The sequence below is a fragment of the Methylobacterium sp. E-045 genome, from assembly GCF_022829685.1.
Lineage (GTDB): Bacteria > Pseudomonadota > Alphaproteobacteria > Rhizobiales > Beijerinckiaceae > Methylobacterium.
This window is the reverse complement of the sequence record NZ_JAKSYE010000027.1, coordinates 87,053-103,358: the sequence shown is the minus strand read 5'-3', so window position 1 is coordinate 103,358 and position 16,306 is coordinate 87,053. Positions and strand designations below refer to the sequence as shown.

Annotated in this window: 20 protein-coding genes; 10 read left to right on the top strand and 10 right to left on the bottom strand. The window is 67.2% G+C overall.

Annotation, left to right across the window (positions count from 1 at the left end):
- Positions 1-182: 182 nt before the first annotated feature.
- The 7 genes from MKK51_RS02855 to MKK51_RS02825 all read right to left on the bottom strand — a co-directional run bounded on the left by MKK51_RS02855 (position 183) and on the right by MKK51_RS02825 (position 5,181).
- Positions 183-1,838 (bottom strand): acyl-CoA synthetase, encoded by a 1,656-nt coding sequence (locus MKK51_RS02855; protein WP_243974838.1) that lies wholly within the window; start codon positions 1,836-1,838, stop codon positions 183-185.
- Positions 1,839-1,957: 119 nt separating this feature from the next.
- On the bottom strand, positions 1,958-2,122 hold the full coding sequence (locus tag MKK51_RS02850; RefSeq protein WP_243974837.1) for a hypothetical protein: 165 nt from the start codon (positions 2,120-2,122) through the stop codon (positions 1,958-1,960).
- 51 nt (positions 2,123-2,173) lie between these two features.
- Positions 2,174-2,422: a hypothetical protein gene (locus tag MKK51_RS02845; RefSeq protein WP_243974836.1), complete on the bottom strand. Its 249-nt coding sequence runs from the start codon at positions 2,420-2,422 to the stop codon at positions 2,174-2,176.
- Positions 2,423-2,755 carry a hypothetical protein gene (locus tag MKK51_RS02840; RefSeq protein WP_243974835.1) on the bottom strand — a complete coding sequence of 111 codons (333 nt, stop codon included), beginning with the start codon at positions 2,753-2,755 and terminating at the stop codon, positions 2,423-2,425.
- 166 nt (positions 2,756-2,921) lie between these two features.
- The gene (gene cysK / locus MKK51_RS02835) at positions 2,922-3,896 is read right to left on the bottom strand and encodes a cysteine synthase A (protein ID WP_243974834.1); all 975 of its coding nucleotides are present in this window, start codon (positions 3,894-3,896) and stop codon (positions 2,922-2,924) included.
- Positions 3,897-4,176: 280 nt separating this feature from the next.
- Positions 4,177-4,347: a hypothetical protein gene (locus tag MKK51_RS02830; protein WP_243974833.1), complete on the bottom strand. Its 171-nt coding sequence runs from the start codon at positions 4,345-4,347 to the stop codon at positions 4,177-4,179.
- Between the two features lie 339 nt (positions 4,348-4,686).
- Positions 4,687-5,181 carry an META domain-containing protein gene (locus MKK51_RS02825; protein ID WP_243974845.1) on the bottom strand — a complete coding sequence of 165 codons (495 nt, stop codon included), beginning with the start codon at positions 5,179-5,181 and terminating at the stop codon, positions 4,687-4,689.
- Between the two features lie 320 nt (positions 5,182-5,501).
- Between MKK51_RS02825 and MKK51_RS02820 the strand changes: the two genes are divergently transcribed.
- Positions 5,502-5,822, top strand: coding sequence for a multiprotein-bridging factor 1 family protein (locus tag MKK51_RS02820; protein WP_243974832.1), 321 nt, complete (start codon positions 5,502-5,504; stop codon positions 5,820-5,822).
- Positions 5,823-5,840: 18 nt separating this feature from the next.
- Here the strand turns inward: MKK51_RS02820 and MKK51_RS02815 are convergent, their stop codons facing one another.
- Together MKK51_RS02815 and MKK51_RS02810 are read right to left on the bottom strand one after the other, a co-directional pair.
- The gene (locus MKK51_RS02815; RefSeq protein ID WP_243974831.1) at positions 5,841-7,076 is read right to left on the bottom strand and encodes an NAD(P)/FAD-dependent oxidoreductase; all 1,236 of its coding nucleotides are present in this window, start codon (positions 7,074-7,076) and stop codon (positions 5,841-5,843) included.
- The gene (locus MKK51_RS02810) at positions 7,073-8,029 is read right to left on the bottom strand and encodes a LysR family transcriptional regulator (RefSeq protein ID WP_243974830.1); all 957 of its coding nucleotides are present in this window, start codon (positions 8,027-8,029) and stop codon (positions 7,073-7,075) included. The genes MKK51_RS02815 and MKK51_RS02810 overlap by 4 nt, the downstream gene beginning before the upstream one ends.
- 203 nt (positions 8,030-8,232) lie before the next feature.
- On the opposite strand from MKK51_RS02810, the gene MKK51_RS02805 reads away from it, so the two are divergent.
- The 6 genes from MKK51_RS02805 (at position 8,233) to ruvC (ending at position 13,535) form a co-directional block, all read left to right on the top strand.
- Positions 8,233-9,294 carry a class 1 fructose-bisphosphatase gene (locus tag MKK51_RS02805; RefSeq protein ID WP_243974829.1) on the top strand — a complete coding sequence of 354 codons (1,062 nt, stop codon included), beginning with the start codon at positions 8,233-8,235 and terminating at the stop codon, positions 9,292-9,294.
- 34 nt (positions 9,295-9,328) lie between these two features.
- Positions 9,329-10,189 (top strand): phosphoribulokinase, encoded by an 861-nt coding sequence (locus tag MKK51_RS02800; protein ID WP_243974828.1) that lies wholly within the window; start codon positions 9,329-9,331, stop codon positions 10,187-10,189.
- A 61-nt stretch (positions 10,190-10,250) separates the two neighbouring features.
- On the top strand, positions 10,251-10,937 hold the full coding sequence (gene rpe, locus MKK51_RS02795) for a ribulose-phosphate 3-epimerase (RefSeq protein WP_243974826.1): 687 nt from the start codon (positions 10,251-10,253) through the stop codon (positions 10,935-10,937).
- Entirely contained in the window at positions 10,931-11,677 is a 747-nt protein-coding gene (locus tag MKK51_RS02790) for an HAD-IA family hydrolase (RefSeq protein ID WP_243974825.1), read from the top strand. The genes rpe and MKK51_RS02790 overlap by 7 nt, the downstream gene beginning before the upstream one ends.
- A 276-nt stretch (positions 11,678-11,953) precedes the next feature.
- Complete coding sequence (locus MKK51_RS02785) at positions 11,954-12,700, top strand: YebC/PmpR family DNA-binding transcriptional regulator (protein ID WP_018041971.1); 747 nt, start codon at positions 11,954-11,956, stop codon at positions 12,698-12,700.
- Between the two features lie 271 nt (positions 12,701-12,971).
- Positions 12,972-13,535, top strand: a complete 564-nt coding sequence (ruvC, locus tag MKK51_RS02780) for a crossover junction endodeoxyribonuclease RuvC (protein ID WP_243974823.1) — start codon at positions 12,972-12,974, stop codon at positions 13,533-13,535.
- Positions 13,536-13,617: 82 nt separating this feature from the next.
- Here ruvC and MKK51_RS02775 read toward each other — a convergent pair whose 3' ends face one another.
- Positions 13,618-14,235, bottom strand: a complete 618-nt coding sequence (locus MKK51_RS02775; protein WP_243974822.1) for a YceI family protein — start codon at positions 14,233-14,235, stop codon at positions 13,618-13,620.
- An 83-nt stretch (positions 14,236-14,318) separates the two neighbouring features.
- On the opposite strand from MKK51_RS02775, the gene ruvA reads away from it, so the two are divergent.
- From ruvA to bfr, 3 genes are all read left to right on the top strand, one after another.
- The gene (gene ruvA / locus MKK51_RS02770; protein ID WP_243974821.1) at positions 14,319-14,936 is read left to right on the top strand and encodes a Holliday junction branch migration protein RuvA; all 618 of its coding nucleotides are present in this window, start codon (positions 14,319-14,321) and stop codon (positions 14,934-14,936) included.
- Between the two features lie 523 nt (positions 14,937-15,459).
- Entirely contained in the window at positions 15,460-15,741 is a 282-nt protein-coding gene (locus MKK51_RS02765; protein ID WP_036265891.1) for a bacterioferritin-associated ferredoxin, read from the top strand.
- 62 nt (positions 15,742-15,803) lie between these two features.
- Entirely contained in the window at positions 15,804-16,301 is a 498-nt protein-coding gene (gene bfr / locus MKK51_RS02760) for a bacterioferritin (RefSeq protein ID WP_243974820.1), read from the top strand.
- Positions 16,302-16,306: the final 5 nt, after the last annotated feature.

Below are 16,306 nucleotides of genomic sequence, written 5' to 3'. Positions count from 1 at the left end.
TCAAGGGCACCCGCACCGAGATCGCTCTCTCCGTCCTCGCCTACAACCTGCTCCGCACCATCAACCTCAAGGCCAAGGCCGCCTGATACCAAAAGAGGCCCCGGTCAAACCGGAGCCTCCAATCAGTTCCCACACAGCCTGGAGACGCTGGGCCTTTTCTTTTTCCAAAGAAATCGGCGCCCTCACTCGGTCTTCGCCCGCTCCCGCAGCAGGTACTTCTGCACCTTGCCCGTGGAGGTCTTGGGCAGCTCGCCAAAGACCACGTGACGGGGGAGTTTGTAGCCGGCCAGACGCTCGCGGCACCAGGCGATGAGGGCGTCGGCTTCCACGCTGGCGCCCGCCTTCAGCTCCACGAAGGCCATCGGGGTCTCGCCCCATTTCTCGTCCGGCCGGGCCACCACGGCGGCGGCTGAGACGGCGGGATGGCGGAACAGGGCGTCCTCGACTTCGATGGACGAAATATTCTCGCCGCCCGAGATGATGATGTCCTTGGAGCGGTCTTTCAGCTGGATATAGCCATCAGGGTGCTTCACCCCGAGATCGCCGGAGCGGAACCAGCCGCCCGCGAAGGCGGCCCGCGTGGCCTTCGGGTTCTTGAGGTAGCCGCGCATCACCACGTTGCCGCGGAACATCGCCTCACCCATGGTCTCGCCGTCGGCAGGCACCGATTCGCAGGTCTCGGGATCGCGAATGTCGAAGCCCTCCAGCACGGGGTAGCGCACGCCCTGACGCGCCATTTTTTCCGCACGCGCGTCCGCATCCAGCGCGTCCCAGTCCCGGTGCCAGGCATTCACGACGGCCGGTCCGTAGGTCTCGGTGAGGCCGTAGAGATGCGTGACATCGAAGCCGGCGCTGCCCATGGCCGCGAGCACCGCCTGAGGCGGGGGCGCGGCGGCCGTGAGGAAGGCGACCCGGTGGGGGAGGGGGCGGCGCTCGGCGTCTGAGGCGCCGAGCAGAAGTTGCATCACGATCGGCGCGCCGCAGAGATGGGTGACGCCGTGCTCGGCGATGGCCGCATAGAGCGCCCCGGCCCGCACCTGCCGCAGGCAGACATGGGTGCCGGCGACGACCGACAGGGTCCAGGGGAAGCACCAGCCGTTGCAATGAAACATCGGCAGTGTCCAGAGATAGACCGGGTGCTGCCCGAGTTGGCCGGTGATGACGTTGCCGAGGGACAGGAGCGCCGCGCCGCGGTGATGATAGACCACCCCCTTCGGGTCGCCGGTGGTGCCCGAGGTGTAGTTGAGCGAGATCGCGTCCCATTCGTCCGCCGGCATCGCCCAGTCGGACGCCGGATCGCCCTCGGCCAGCAGGGCCTCGTAACCGAGGCCACCGATCGCCGTGCCCGCGCCGGTAAAGACCGGATCGTCCACATCGATGACGAGGGGCTTGTGCCGCGCCTGATCCAGGGCGGGGCCGACCACCCTGGAAAACTCCCGGTCGGTGATGAGCACCTTCGCCTCGCCATGGTCGAGGCAGAAGGCGAGGCCGGCTGCGTCGAGACGGGTGTTCAGGGTGTTGAGCACCGCGCCGGTCATCGGCACTCCGTAATGACACTCGATCATTTCGGGGGTGTTGGCGAGCATCACCGCCACCGTGTCGCCCCGACCGATGCCGCGCGTTGTGAGAGCCGCCGCCAGACGCCGGCTGCGCTCGTAGAGCTCTCCATAGGTTCGGCGCAGCTCACCGTGGATCACCGCCACATGGTCCGGAAACACCCGGGCCGCCCGGTCGAGGTAACTCAGCGGTGTCAGCGGCTGGTGATTGGCCGGGTTCCGGTCGAGGTCCCGGTCGTAGATCGTCGTTGCGTCTCTGAGGACCGAATCGGGGGCATTCATGGCATCTGTCTCCCTTTGGAATACAGTACCCGCCTCTCCGGTGTGCTCAATGGGCTGCGCTATTCATGGACGAAGGGCGTGTTTCGATTAACGACCACGCCCTTCATCGTCGCGACCCCTCAGCCGCCGCCGGGATCGGTCTCGTCATCGGGCGTCTTGTCGCCTTGCGGCCCTTGTCCCGGCTTGCCGTCGGTTTTTTCGCTGGGATCCATCACGGCATCGGGCGCCGAGTTGGCCGGTTTTCCCTGCGGTGGTTTCTCGTTCTTGTCCGTATCGTCCGCCATGGGCGTTCCTCTCCTCGGTCGAAGCGTCACGTTGGCCCCTGCCGGGGTGTCTCACCGCTTGCGGTCGGATTGACCATCCGATGAACCGCCCACGGGCGTCGGGTTGCGCCCGGCCTTGTCAGCGTCCGCGTCCCAGCTCGCCTTCCGGTCGGCGTCGCTGAGGCCGCCCGGATCGATGCCGGTGATGTCCGCCTGCTCGGCGGTCTGGTGACCACCTCCCACGGCAGGCTGACCTTGGCTCCCGACATCATCGGGTTTGCGGGTGGCGGCATCGGTGGGCTGCTTGTCGAAATCCGACATCTAACCCTCCTCGTCCGTGCCGACCGCCGCCGTTGCGCGGTCGAGGGCGTCCTTGGTGGCCCCGCGTGGGGCGGGGACCTTCTGTGAGGCATCGCTGATGGCACGGATGTTCTCCTCCGGCACCTCGGCCTCGGTCTCGTCCGTCGCGTCCGAACCGGGGGTGCCGGAGGCGATCCGTGCGGTCTCCGCCTCGCCGGACGGGTCGCTCTTCAGATCGTGCTGCGTCCGGGCCGGCAGGCCGATATCGCGGGCGTCGTCCTGGCCGAGATCCTGTCCGTTGCGATCGGCATAGGCGTCGAAGTCTTTGAGCGAAGGGCGTGAGGCGGTGGTCATGAAGTCCTCCCAATCTTGAGGACTCAACCCTTCGATGCGGGGGGAGGTTGCTTCGTCCGGAAAGTCCGGCCGAGGGGACGGGACCACGAAAAAGGCTTCCTCGATGCGGGAGCACCGGGACGCCTTAGCAAGGAACGAGGGCGGCGCGGACGCCGCCCCGCGATCGTCAGATCCCCTCGAAGAGCGCCGAGGAAATGTAGCGCTCGGCGAAGGAGCAGGCCACCGTGACGATGCGCTTGCCCTGGAACTCGGGCCGTGACGCCAGCTTCAACGCTGCGGCGACGTTGCCGCCGGTGGAAATGCCGCCGGGGATGCCTTCGAGCTTGGCGAGAAGCCGGGCGGTGTCGAAGGCTTCCTGGTTCGAGACGGTGATCACCTCGTCGATGATCTCGCGGTCGAGGTTGCCCGGGATGAAACCGGCGCCGATGCCCTGGATCTTATGCGGGCCGGGCTGGCCGCCGGAGATGACGGGCGAATCGGTCGGCTCGACGGCAATGACCTTGAGGTTCGGCAGGCGCGGCTTCAGCACGCTGCCGACTCCCGTGATCGTCCCGCCCGTGCCGACACCGGCGACGAAGGCGTCGAGCTGGCCCTGGGTGTCGTTCCAGATCTCCTCGGCCGTGGTCTTGCGGTGGATTTCGGGGTTGGCCGGGTTCGAGAACTGCTGCGGCATGATCGAGCCGGGAATCTCGTTCAGAAGTTCCTCGGCCTTGCTGATCGCGCCCTTCATACCCTGCGGGCCGGGGGTGAGGGCCAGTTCCGCGCCGAGGAAAGCCAGCATCTTGCGGCGTTCGAGGGACATGGTCTCGGGCATGACGAGGATCAAGCGGTAGCCGCGTGCCGCCGCTACGAAGGCCAGAGCGATGCCGGTGTTGCCGGAGGTGGGCTCCACCAGCGTGCCGCCCGGCTTCAACTGGCCGGAGGCCTCGAGGGCGTCGATCATGTTGACGCCGATACGATCCTTCACGCTCGCGATCGGGTTGAAGAACTCGAGCTTGAGCAGGATCTCGGCATCGACGCCGCGTTCCTTGGTGATGCGGTTCAGCCGGACCAGGGGCGTGTTGCCGATCGTTTCCGTGATCGAGCCGTAGATATGGCCGTGGCCGGGTTTGCGGGTCTGCGAGGGGCTGGTGTCGGCCATGACGAGATCTCCTGATCGGCTCTTACGCATCGCGAAGGCCTCGACGGGCCCTGCGCTCGGTGTGCGCCGGGATATCGCGTCGATCTATGTGAGGCAATCGGCAATGGCCGCGGGCCAAAGACAAATCTTCTCTGTCTTCAACGCTCCGACTCGTCAGTAGAAGTATTGATTTGCTTGGTCGTCCGTCGAGAGAAACTTGTTCTCCTCGTGTCTTGCGCGGCCCGTCGTCCCGGATCTTCCGCGCGGTCTCGCCCTGGTCGATGCCGGGATCCGGCGGTGTTCACGAGAACAGGACCATTGCCGAAAGCACAAGGAGCGTCGCGCAGAGCGGTGTCGACAGCGCGATCCGGAAGGCCCCCGGATGCAGGCTCGGCGGGCAGGTATAGACCGCCTCTTCGCGAGCGCCGCTGCGGACGACGCTCCCCGTCGCCCATTCCAGTCGCTTCACCATCTCGCTTTCCCCGCTCCAACCGCGATCGGCAGAAGGCGACGGGGGCATTGAACGCGGGGTAAAGCCGGGCAGCAGACCTCGGATCGTCGTCAACGCGGTCTTAAAGCGAAGCCGACCTTCGTAAGGGAACCGGCGTCGGGGTGCCCGACGGATCGGCACCGAGGGGGCGGGCGTCGGACCCCTCCGTCTGTGCCGTGACAACTGTCCGAATGTCGTGTGGACGCGCGCCCTTCCGGCCCCGGTTCCGTCGCCGTATCGACCGTCTCTCGCAAGACGTCCATCGCCGCGCGTCTCCGCCCACGGAATGGCGGCCGGTGACGGGCCGTGTCGCGGCGAAATCTAGAGCGCGCGATCGAACTTCAGCTCGCCCTTTTGGCTCTTGATTACCAGCTGCGACCCGACGAGGTCCCACTGGGCGGCGGTGCGCAGGGCGATGAAGAAGTCCTGCTCGCTGGCGCCGGTACCCTTGTCGCAGGGCTTCTTCGTCAGAGCGAGGGGGCCGACGGCGAGGTGCTGCTCGCGCAGGGGGAAAGCCGTGGCGGCGAACGTGTTGCAGCCGCCGTAGCCACGGGCGCGGTACTGCTTGTCGATGATGAAGCTCGGCCGGTCGGTGCCGTTGAAGGGCTTGCCGTTCAGGCTCACGGCGGTCCAGGTCGCATCGAGCGGAAACATCTTCTCCTGGGCCTTGGCCGCCGGAACGTACTGCTTCTTCTCGGGCTTCTCGCGGTTGTCCTTGCCGAATCCGGTGACGTTGGCTCCCTGCGCCATTGCGCCCGTCGTCACCATTCCCGCCGTCGCGGCACAAGCCATCGCGGCGAACAGCATCGCTCTCATCGTGAGGCCCTCCTTCGTGATCATCAATCGACCTCGCATCGTCGCGCACCGCGTCCCGGTTGCGAGGCGCGATCGTCCGGGTAGCTCGTACCGCGCGAAGCTCCGCGTCGGACGAGGCTTGCGTGGACAGCGTACCGACGCCCTTCGGATAAAATTCCAGCACAAATATGGTCAAGACTGTCCGGCGTGAGTTTTCCTTGTCATCCCCTTCCAAACGCCGCTTCATGCCCACTCTACGTGAACAATCCCGCGGCCAACCTCGTTAAAGCAGCTTAGAAACCGGCGCGTGTCGAGCGCCATTGCATGACGGAGAGCTTCCTGTGTCGGGACTGGACGAAAGCGGACGCGGCGGGGCGGGGCCGAACACGATGAGCCCGGCGCAATCGCGTGCCGCCCGCGGCATGCTGGGCTGGTCGGAGGCAGATCTCGCGGCCAAGGTCGGTCTGGCCGAGCAGGACGTGAAGGCTTTCGAGAATGGCACCGGCGATCCGGCCTCGGGCCGGATCGAAGCGCTGAGAAGCGTCCTCATGAACGCCGGCATCATCTTTCACGAAGGCAGCGAGAGCGGTGTGGGCCTGCGCGCGACGGGCGGAGACGAAGGCACGCGGCTCGGCTCGTTGACCACGGAAAACGATCACTGACGTTATAGCGAGAGGCGACTAGGGTCCGTTGCGTCCCATGGCAAGAGCCTTGAGATCGAAGGCCGGATCCGCGGCCTCGTCCTGGGTCGGCGACAGGCCGCGCGCGATGATCCGGCGGGCGGCCATATGCTCGGCCGCCGAATCCACCGTCTCGATCCCGGTGAGCTGCGGACCGCGATAGCGGAACACCGCAAAACCCCCGGCCGTGGCGCGTCGCACCGAGACGTCGCTCGCGAGCGGCAATCCCACCATCTGCAACTTGTGCCCGCCCTGATCGCTCCAGAACCAGGGAACGGCATCGTAAGGGGCAGGGCGTCCGGTCATGCGGGCGGCGAGGCAGCGGCCCTGGTCGATGGCGTTCTGAACGGATTCCACCCGTGCCGTGCCATGGGCTGCGAAGCGCGTGGGAAACCGGGCGCAATCGCCGATGGCCGAGATCGCCGGATCGCCGGTGAGAAGAACGGAGTCGACGACGATGCCGTCCTCCACGTGAAGGCCGGCCTCCACCGCAAGGTCCTGGTTCGGAAGGACACCGATCCCGATTAGGACGAGGTCCGCCGGGCACGTCGTTCCGTCTGACAGGACAATCGACGTGGCCCGACCGGCATACCCCTCGATGGCTTGCACGCCGCCGCCGAACAGGAAGCGGATGCCGGCGCTCTCATGCACCTCTCGGAAGAAGATGGCGATGGGTTCGGACACCGCCCTCGCCATCGGGCGGTCGGCAGCCTCGATGACGGTCACGGACAGGCCACGCGCGGCGCAGATGCTCGCGAATTCGAGCCCGATGAACCCCGCGCCGACAATGGCGATGCTGCGCGCTTCGGCGATGGCCGCCTTGATCCGATCGGCATCCCCGATCGAGCGTAGCTGGTACACGCCCGCCAGCTCCGCTCCGGGCACTGGCAGAGGCCGGTTGCGCGATCCCGTGGCGAGGACGAGGTGATCGTAGCCGAGGTCGCGTCCATCGCTGAGGCGGACTTTGCGGGCTTCCCGGTCGATCGCGACGGCCTCGACCGAGGTCTCGCAGGTGATGCGGTGGTCCGCATAGAAACCCGGCGCCCGCAGGAACAGGCCGGCGGCATCGACCTTGCCGGCGAGATAGGCCTTCGAGAGCGGCGGACGCTGATAGGGAAAACTTGCCTCGTCGCCGATCATCGTCACCGAACCGGCATAGCCGGCCTCGCGCAGGGAAGCCGCAGCCTGCAAACCGGCCTGACCGGCGCCGACGACGACGATCCCGTTCTCGCTCACGCCTCGAACTCCGCGGTGACCGAACTGACAGCCGGTGACAGGGCCAGACGCGGCAGCTTCCGCCCGCCTTCCTTCACCGTGTAATCCCAGAATGCCGCCGCCGCCGGCCCGAGCACCTTGTCGGCGCGGCGGACCACGTACCAGTCGCGACGGATCGGCAATCCCTGCACGTCGAGCAGGATGATGCGCCCGCTCTCCACCTCGGCCGCCACCGTGTGGCCGGAGATGAGGGCGATCCCGAGCCCGGCCATCACCGCCTGCTTGATGGTTTCGTTCGAACCCGAATCGATCCCGAGCTTCGCGCGCTGGATCATGATGCCCGACATGAACTCCTCGAAAACCGTGCGGGTGCCGGACCCTTCCTCGCGCACCAGGAAGGATTCCTCGGACAGATCCGCCCGCGTGAGGTTGGTCCGCGCGCTGAGGCGATGGTCCGGCGCCGCGATGATCACCAGCGGGTGCGCGCCGAACATCTCGGCTTCGATGGCGAAGTCGCGCGGCGGACGACCCATGATGGCAAAGTCGATCTCGTAGTTGCGCAGGGCCTCGACCATGGCGCCACGATTGCCGACGACGAGGTTGATCTCCACCGCGGGATACCGGTCGACGAAGCCGGCGATGATCTGGGGCGTGAAATACTTGGCGGTGGACACCACCCCCATGGCGACCCGGCCGCCACTGCCGCCCTTGAGGGTCTGGAGCCGGTCGGCGCAGGTCTCCAGCACCGTGTTGATGCTGTCGATCGCCCACAGCATCTCGCGCCCGGCATCGGTGGGCTTCAGGCCCGTGGGGGTCCGGTCGAACAGCAGCAGTCCCGCCTCCTCCTCCAACTGGCGGATGCGCGCGTAGAGCGCCGCCGAGGTGACGTTGAGTTCCTGGGCCGCGCGGGTCATCGTTCCGAGGCGGGCGACCGCTGCGACGGCCTGGAGTTGCTTGAGCGAAAGGTTGCGCATCCGGCGTTTTTAGTTTTTTTGGAACCGCCCGCAAGTTTTTTCAGAATTCCTTCTTTGCACGGGGAATGCCCGTCTGGTGCTCTGGTTGAACCCGGCGCTATCGTGCAAAGGGCGGGGCTCCAGCCTTTCGAAGGTCTGGAACCGGGACGGATGATGAGCGGCCGGATGGTCTCCGGCGGGTCTGTGGAAGAGGACGTGAGCCGATGTCGTTGGGGTCTCTGGAAATCGGGTCGCGGCTCGACGCGTACCTCGCCCAGGCGGTCGCCGCCGATCAGGGCCTCGCCGACGTCGCCGCAGTCATCGCGGCCTGTGCTGAGGCGGCCGTGGATGTGAGCGAGGTGATCGGCCGCGGCGCACTGGGCGGCGGCGATCTCGCGGCGCAGGGCGAGCAGAACAGCGACGGCGACGTGCAGAAGGCCCTCGACGTGCTGGCGCATCACCGCTTCACCGAGGCCCTGCGCGGCGCGCCGGTGGCGGAGGTCGCCTCGGAGGAGGCCGAGGGCATCATGCTCCTCAACCCCGGCGCCCCCCTCGCCGTCGCCATCGATCCCCTGGACGGCTCGTCCAACATCGGCGTGAACATGGCGGTGGGCTCGATCTTCGGCATCCGGCCCGTGGGCGCGACGGCCCAGAACCCGCTCGCCTCGTTCACCAGCCCCGGCACCGCCCAGCTCGCCGCCGGTTTCGTCACCTACGGCCCGGCGACCTCCCTGGTGCTGACCCTCGGCTTCGGCACGCAGATCTTCACCCTGGATCGGGCCGAGCGTGTGTTCCGCCTCACCAGCCCGCGGATCGAGGTGGTGGCCGCCGCCAAGGAATACGCCATCAACGCGTCCAACGCCCGCCATTGGGACACTCCGGTGAAGGCCTATATCGAGGATTGTCTGGCCGGTTCCGATGGACCGCTGGACAAGAACTTCAACATGCGCTGGCTCGGCTCCCTCGTGGCCGATGCGCAGCGGGTGCTCCTGCGTGGGGGCGTGTTCCTGTATCCCGGCGACAACCGGAAGGGCTACGCGCAGGGTCGTTTGCGCCTTCTCTACGAGGCCGCGCCGATCGCGATGCTGATGGAGCAGGCCGGTGCCGCGGCCACCGACGGCGCCAACCGCATCCTCGACATCTCCGCCACCGGCATCCACGAGCGCGTGCCGCTGGTGTTCGGATCGACCGAGGACGTGGCCTGCGTCGCCAAGTATTACGGGGGCCGGAATGCCGCGGCCGGTCGCTCGCCCCTATTCGGCCAGCGCGGCCTCATGCGCAGCTGACCCGGCACAGGCTGGAACAGGTCGGGCATCGTTCATGTCGGCGCGTCATCCCATCATTTCGGTCACCGGATCGTCGGGCGCCGGCACGACCTCCGTGCGCAATACGTTCGAACAGATCTTCCGCCGCGAGGACGTGAGCGCGGTCTACATCGAGGGGGACGCGTTCCACGCCCTCGATCGCAACGCCATGCGCAAGGCCATGGCCGAGGAGCCGACCCTCAGCCACTTCGCGCCACGCGCCAATCTGCTCCTGGAACTGGAGGAGGTGTTTCGCAGCTACGGCGAATCCGGCGGCGGGCGCACGCGCCACTACGTCCACGACGTCGCCGACGCGCAGGCCTACGGCGCGGAGCCTGGCACCTTCACGCCGTGGGAGGAGTTCCCGCCGGGCTCCGACCTGCTGTTCTACGAGGGCCTCCACGGCTGCGTCGTCGACGACAATGTCGACATGGCACGCTACGCCGACCTCAAGATCGGCGTGGTGCCGGTGATCAACCTCGAATGGATCCAGAAGCTGCACCGGGACCGCTCGTTCCGCGGCTATTCCACCGAGGCCGTCACCGACGTGATCCTGCGGCGCATGCCGGACTACGTGCAGACGATCTGCCCGCAATTCACCTGGACGGACATCAACTTCCAGCGCGTGCCCACGGTGGACACCTCCAACCCCTTCATCGCCCGCTGGATTCCCACCGCCGACGAATCGATGGTGGTGATCCGCTTCAAGGATCCGAAGGGCATCGACTTCTCCTACCTGATCTCGATGATCCAGGGCTCCTTCATGAGCCGCGCCAATTCCATCGTGATTCCGGGTGGCAAGCTCGACATCGCGATGCAGCTCATCCTGACCCCGATCATCATGCAATTGGTGGAGCGCAAGCGCCGGCTTGCCTGAGACCAGCGAACGTCCGGGCTCTTGCTCTTGCCGGACCGACAAAGTGGACGAGATAGCCCGAATGACGACCCGCACGGCCGGCCCCATCATCTCCCCCTCCATCCTATCGGCGGATTTCGCCGCCCTCGGCGAGGAGGTCCGCGCGGTCTCGGAGGCCGGGGCGGACTGGATCCATCTCGACGTGATGGACGGCCATTTCGTGCCCAACATCACCTTCGGCCCCGACGTGGTGAAGGCGCTCCGGCCGCACAGCGCCAAGGTCTTCGACGTCCACCTGATGATCGCCCCCGCCGACCCCTATCTCGCGGCCTTCGCCGCGGCCGGCGCGGATGCGATCTCCGTCCATGTGGAGGCCGGCCCACACATCCACCGCTCGCTCCAGACCATCCGGGCCCTCGGGAAACGCGCCGGAATCGCGCTGAATCCCGGCACCCCTGCGAGCGCCATCGAGCCCCTGATCGACATGGTCGACCTCGTCCTGATGATGACGGTGAATCCCGGCTTCGGCGGCCAGAACTTCATCCCCTCGACGCTGGAGACCATCGCCCGGATCAAGGCCATGACCGCCGGACGCGACATCGACATCGAGGTGGATGGCGGCATCACGCCGGAGACCGTCGGCCTCGCCGCCGCTGCCGGAGCCAACGCCTTCGTCGCCGGCAGCGCCGTGTTCAAGGGCGGGCCGGCCGGATATGCCGAGCGCATCGCCGCGATCCGGGCGGGCGCCGGCGGCTCCGTCGCATGTTGAAGGCGCTGATCTTCGACGTCGACGGGACGCTGGCCGAGACCGAGGATCTGCACCGGCAGGCCTTCAACCGCGCGTTCTCCGAACTGGGGCTCGACTGGCATTGGTCGCCGGAGCTCTATGCCGATCTCCTCACCGTCATGGGCGGCAAGGAGCGGCTCGCCCATTACGTGGCCACCGAGCACGGCGCGCCGGATGCGGAACGCCGCACCCAGATGAGCGAGATCCACGACCGCAAGACCGGGATCTACGGCGACCTCGTCACGAAGGGAGCCCTCGAACTGCGCCCCGGCATCGCGCGGCTCGTGGGGGAAGCCAAGCGCGCGGGCCTGCTCCTTGCGGTGGCCAGCACCACGAGTCGACCCAACGTGGACGCGCTCCTCGCCGTCAACTTTCCCGAGGGCAGCCCCTTCGACGTGGTGGCCTGCGGCGACGAGGCGGAGCGCAAGAAACCGCATCCGGACGTGTTCGTCCTCGCCCTGACGCGCCTCGGCGTGGCGGCGGGGGAGGCCATCGCCTTCGAGGATTCCGCGGCCGGCATCCGGTCGGCGCTGGATGCGGGCCTGCCGGTGGTGGCGACGCGCAGCCGTTACACCGGCGGCCACAGCCTGGAGGGCGCCTTCTCGGCGGTGTCGGATCTCGGCGAGCCGGGTACGCCCCATACCCACCTCGCGGGCGTTCCATGGGCCGGAGGGGTCGTCACCCTCGCGGGGCTGGCGGCCTGGCACGATCGGGCGGGCTGACCCCCTTGGCCTGCCGGGGGAACAGCGTCGCCCCGGCCAGGAGACCGAGGCCGGCGGTCAGCGCGAGGCGCCACCAGGGCCGCCGGATCCCGTCGTCTCGGGGGAATGTCGACATGTTCGTATCCGCCGGGACCGGAAAAGCCCTGTTCCGCCAACGCGGCGCGTGCGCTCGCGTTGCCTCCGTGGGCGGACCCGGCCTATAACCCGGCCAAATGCCGCGGCGGCGACGCATGCGCGCTCCTCCGTTCCACCTCTGACACGATCCAAGGTCACGCCATGGCCGGCCATTCCCAGTTCAAGAACATCATGCACCGCAAGGGCCGCGTCGATGCGGTCCGCTCCAAGATCTTCGGCAAGCTCGCCCGCGAGATCACGGTGGCGGCCAAGCTCGGCATGCCCGACCCGGCGATGAACGCGCGCCTGCGCGCCGCCATCATCGCCGCCCGGGCGGAGAACGTGCCCAAGGACAATATCGAGCGCGCCATCAAGAAGGCCTCGGGCGCGGACGCCGAAAGCTACGACGAGATCCGCTACGAGGGCTACGGCCCCGGCGGTGCGGCCCTCATCGTCGAGGCCCAGACCGACAACCGCAACCGCACCGCCTCCGACGTGCGTTCGGCCTTCACCAAGTCCGGCGGCAGCCTCGCCGAGACGGGCGCCGTGTCCTTCATGTTCGACCATGTGGGCGTGGTGGAGTTCGATGCATCGGTGGCCGATGCCGACACGATGCTGGAGGCCGCCATCGAGGCGGGCGCCGACGACGTGCGCTCCTCCGAGGACGGCCACGAGATCACCTGCGCCCAGGATTCCTACGGCGAGGTCTCCAAGGCCCTGGAGGCCCGCTTCGGCGAGCCGCGCCGCACGGCCCTGGTCTGGAAGGCCCAGAACACCATCGAGGTCGACGACGAGACCGGCGAGAAGCTGATCCGCCTCGTGGAGGTCATCGAGGACCAGGACGACGTCCAGAACGTCTACGTCAACTTCGCCCTCTCCGACGCGCTGGTGGCGAAGTTGGAGGGCTGAGGGGCCACCGTTCTCCTTTGTCCTGATCTGCGGCTTGCCCGATCCGTCCTCCGGGTTGGTCGAGTCGGGCAGGCTCGAAGTCTGATAGGGAAGAGCCATCGCACATGGCTTTTTCCTCTGACGGAGGAGAACGCCGTCCTCTCCTCGCTCGCGGGGAGAGGGGATGCGAACACCTTCACCCGCATGCGCAATCGGGGAGGGGGCATCCCCGGCCGCCTGTCTGGCCTATGATAGCGGCGCGCCACAGGCAGTCACCGCGATACAGGCCCCCATGACCCCCATCCGCATCCTCGGCATCGATCCCGGCCTGCGCCGCACCGGCTGGGGGCTGATCTCCGTCGTCGGGACCAAGCTGACTTACGTCGATTGCGGGGTCGTGACCTCGGACGGGGACCTGCCGTTGGCCCTGCGTCTGCGGGAATTGCACGAGGGCATCACCCGCGTGGTGTCGGGATTCTCGCCCGACGAGGTCGCCGTGGAAGAAACCTTCGTCAACAAGGATGCGCAGGCGACCCTGAAGCTCGGGCACGCCCGCGCCATCGCCCTGCTGGTGCCGGCCCTGGCCGGGTTGCCCGTCTCCGAATACGCCGCCAACCTGGTGAAGAAGACCGTCTGCGGCTCTGGGCATGCCGAGAAGGTGCAGATCCAGGCCATGGTGAAGTTCCTGATGCCCAAGGCCGAGTTCAAGACGGCGGACGCGGCGGATGCCTTGGCCATCGCCGTCACCCATGCCAACCATCGTGGGGCTCACGCCCTGAAGAAGCTCCACGCCCCCGTCGCCGGAGTGAGCGGCCTCGCCGCCGCGCGGATCGCGGCAGCCCTGGCGAAAGGGTGAGCATGTCTTCCCGCCCCGCCTGCGGGGAGAGGCGGGGGCCGTACCACCCACAAACGCCTCCCCGCGAGGAGGAGGCGCCCGCTCACTGCGCCTTGAACTCGCCCTCCAGCCGCAGGGACACGTCGTCGCCGATGGCGGGGAGGAAGGCGCTGACGCCGAAATCGGAGCGCTTGATCACGGCCCAGCCATCGAAGCCCACGGTGTAACGCTTGTCGATGGGGTTGAGGCCGGCCCGGTTGAAGGTGGCGTCGAAGGCCACGGGCTTCGTCACCCCCTTCAGGGTGAGGCTGCCGGCGACGCGGGCCGTGGTTGGGCTCGTGGGCTCCACCAGGGTGGCGGTGAAGGTGGCGGTGGGAAATTTCTGGGTGTCGAAGAAGTCCGGCCCCTGGAGGTGGCGGTTGAGCGCCTCGTTCAAGGCGTTGATGCTCCCCATGCCGATGGTCACCGTGAGCCGGTTCTTGGCCGGATCCTTGGGGTCGAGGTCGGCCTGTCCCGCCACGTCGGTGATCTGACCGTAATAGGTCGAGTAGCCGAGGTGGCTCACCGACCAAGTGATCTTGCCGTGGGCCGCGTCGAGCACGTAGCTGCCGGCCCGGACCTGGGTCGGGTCGGTGGTGGGGCCGGTATCCTGGGCCGGGCTCTGGGCATTCGCGGCAGCGGCGGCCATCACGACGAGGAGGGCGGCGAGGGGTGTGCGCATCGGGCGGTCACTTTCTCTCGGTGGCGGGTCGGACAGGCGGGCCTGTCCCTGGTAAAGACCCGTCCGTGATGACGGGATGACGCATGATCGGCAAGTTGAAGGGCGTGGTGGATTCCTACGGCGAGGATTTCGTGATCCTCGACGTGCAGGGCGTCGGCTACGTGGTGCATTGCTCGGCCCGCACCCTGCAGCGGATGCCCGGCGTCGGCGAGGCGGCCTCGCTGGCCATCGAGACCCATGTCCGCGAGGACATGATCCGGCTCTACGGCTTCCGGTCGGATGCGGAGCGCGAGTGGTTCCGCCTGCTCCAGACCGTGCAGGGGGTGGGCTCTAAGGTGGCCCTCGGCCTGCTTTCGGTGCTGGAGCCGGAGGCCCTCGCCACCGCCATCGCCATGGGGGACAAGACCTCCATCGCCCGCGCTCCGGGCGTCGGCCCGCGCCTGGCCGCCCGCCTCACCGCCGAATTGAAGGACAAGGCGCCGGCTTTCGCGCCCATCGACCCCGCCGTGCTCGCCCTGTCAGGCGCGGTGGAGGACCGCACCGCGCCGCAACCGGCCGCCGATGCGATCTCCGCCCTGGTCAATCTCGGCTATGCCCCTGTCCAGGCCTCCGCCGCCATCGCCGCCGCGATGAAGGGCGCCGGGGAGGGGGCGGAGGCCAAGACCCTGATTCGCCTCGGGCTTCGCGAACTGGCGCGCTGAAAGCGGCCTTCTCCGGCACGGGCCGCATCAAAGCCGCCGCCCGTGTCGCTGCGTCATCCCGCATAGGGCCGCCTCGTTCCCGGCGGATCGGCTTTCGTCCGTCCGGCCATTGGTTGAACGAATCCGGCAACCGGGAGACGGCGCCACTCAAGCGAACGGAAGGGAAGATCTTCCTCTCCGGCCCTCGCATTCCACGCCTCCCAGAACGGGATGGCGCCGCCGTGACCCGGCGAAATGCCACGGATCCGGGGGCTCCGCTCCCGGGTGTGTCGCCGGTTTGCCCAGGGGACCGACGCAGCTGTGGCCGCGGCACGTTCCCGGTCGTGTGCCGACGTTCGGAGGTGATGCCGCGTGTGTCCGCGCGCCTTGCGCATTCGTCCCATGGCAGTTAAGTTATTGAGACATCAGTAGATTTTAAAAGTTCTAAAAAGGCGCGCAAGCAGATGATCGGGGAGGGGAATTTGCCGATGACGCAATTGTCTCGTCCGCGATCGACGCTTCCTGTCCCGTCCAGCGAGCTCCCATGATCGTCTGTTCCTGTAACGTATTGTCCGACGGTGCCGTCCGCGCCTGCCTGAAGGACGGGCCGGATTGTCCGCGTACCCCGGCGCAGGTCCAGGCCTGTCTCGGCTGCAGCCCGAAATGCGGCCGCTGCGCCCGGACGATCCGTTCGATCATGCAGGCGGCCCTGCAGGGTGCGTTGCAAGACGCGGTGGCGGAGGCCGGCCATGCGTGCGGAACGGGTTGCGCCAGCGGCTGTAGTTTGGTTCAATTCCAAACTGCGGGGGAGGGGATCGCCGCCTGAAGGCCAGTGAAAGGCCCGACGCTCCCCTTCGAGCTTGAACTAGCCGAACGGGAGTGAGTTTTATGAAGGGTGATGCAAAGGTCGTTGAGTACCTCAACAGAGGTCTGCGCAGCGAGCTGACGGCCGTGAGCCAGTACTGGCTCCACTTCCGCATGCTGAACGACTGGGGATACATCGAGCTCGCCAAGTTCTGGCGTAAGGAATCCATCGAAGAGATGAACCATGCCGATCGCTTCATCGATCGGATCCTGTTCCTCGACGGCTTCCCCAACCTGCAGGAGCTCGACCCGCTGCGGATCGGTCAGAACATCGAGGAAATCATCGCCTCGGATCTCGCCGCCGAGAACGAGGCGCGCTCGCTCTACCTCGAAGCCGCCAAGTACTGCGATTCGATCAACGACCGGGTGTCGAAACAACTGTTCGAGGCCCTCGCCGCCGACGAGGAAGGCCATATCGACTTCCTCGAGACGCAACAGACCCTGATCGCCCAGATCGGCCTCCCGCTCTACGCGCAGAAGCACATCGGCGGCCTGGAGCCGATCGCTCCCGAAGAAGTCTGATCCGC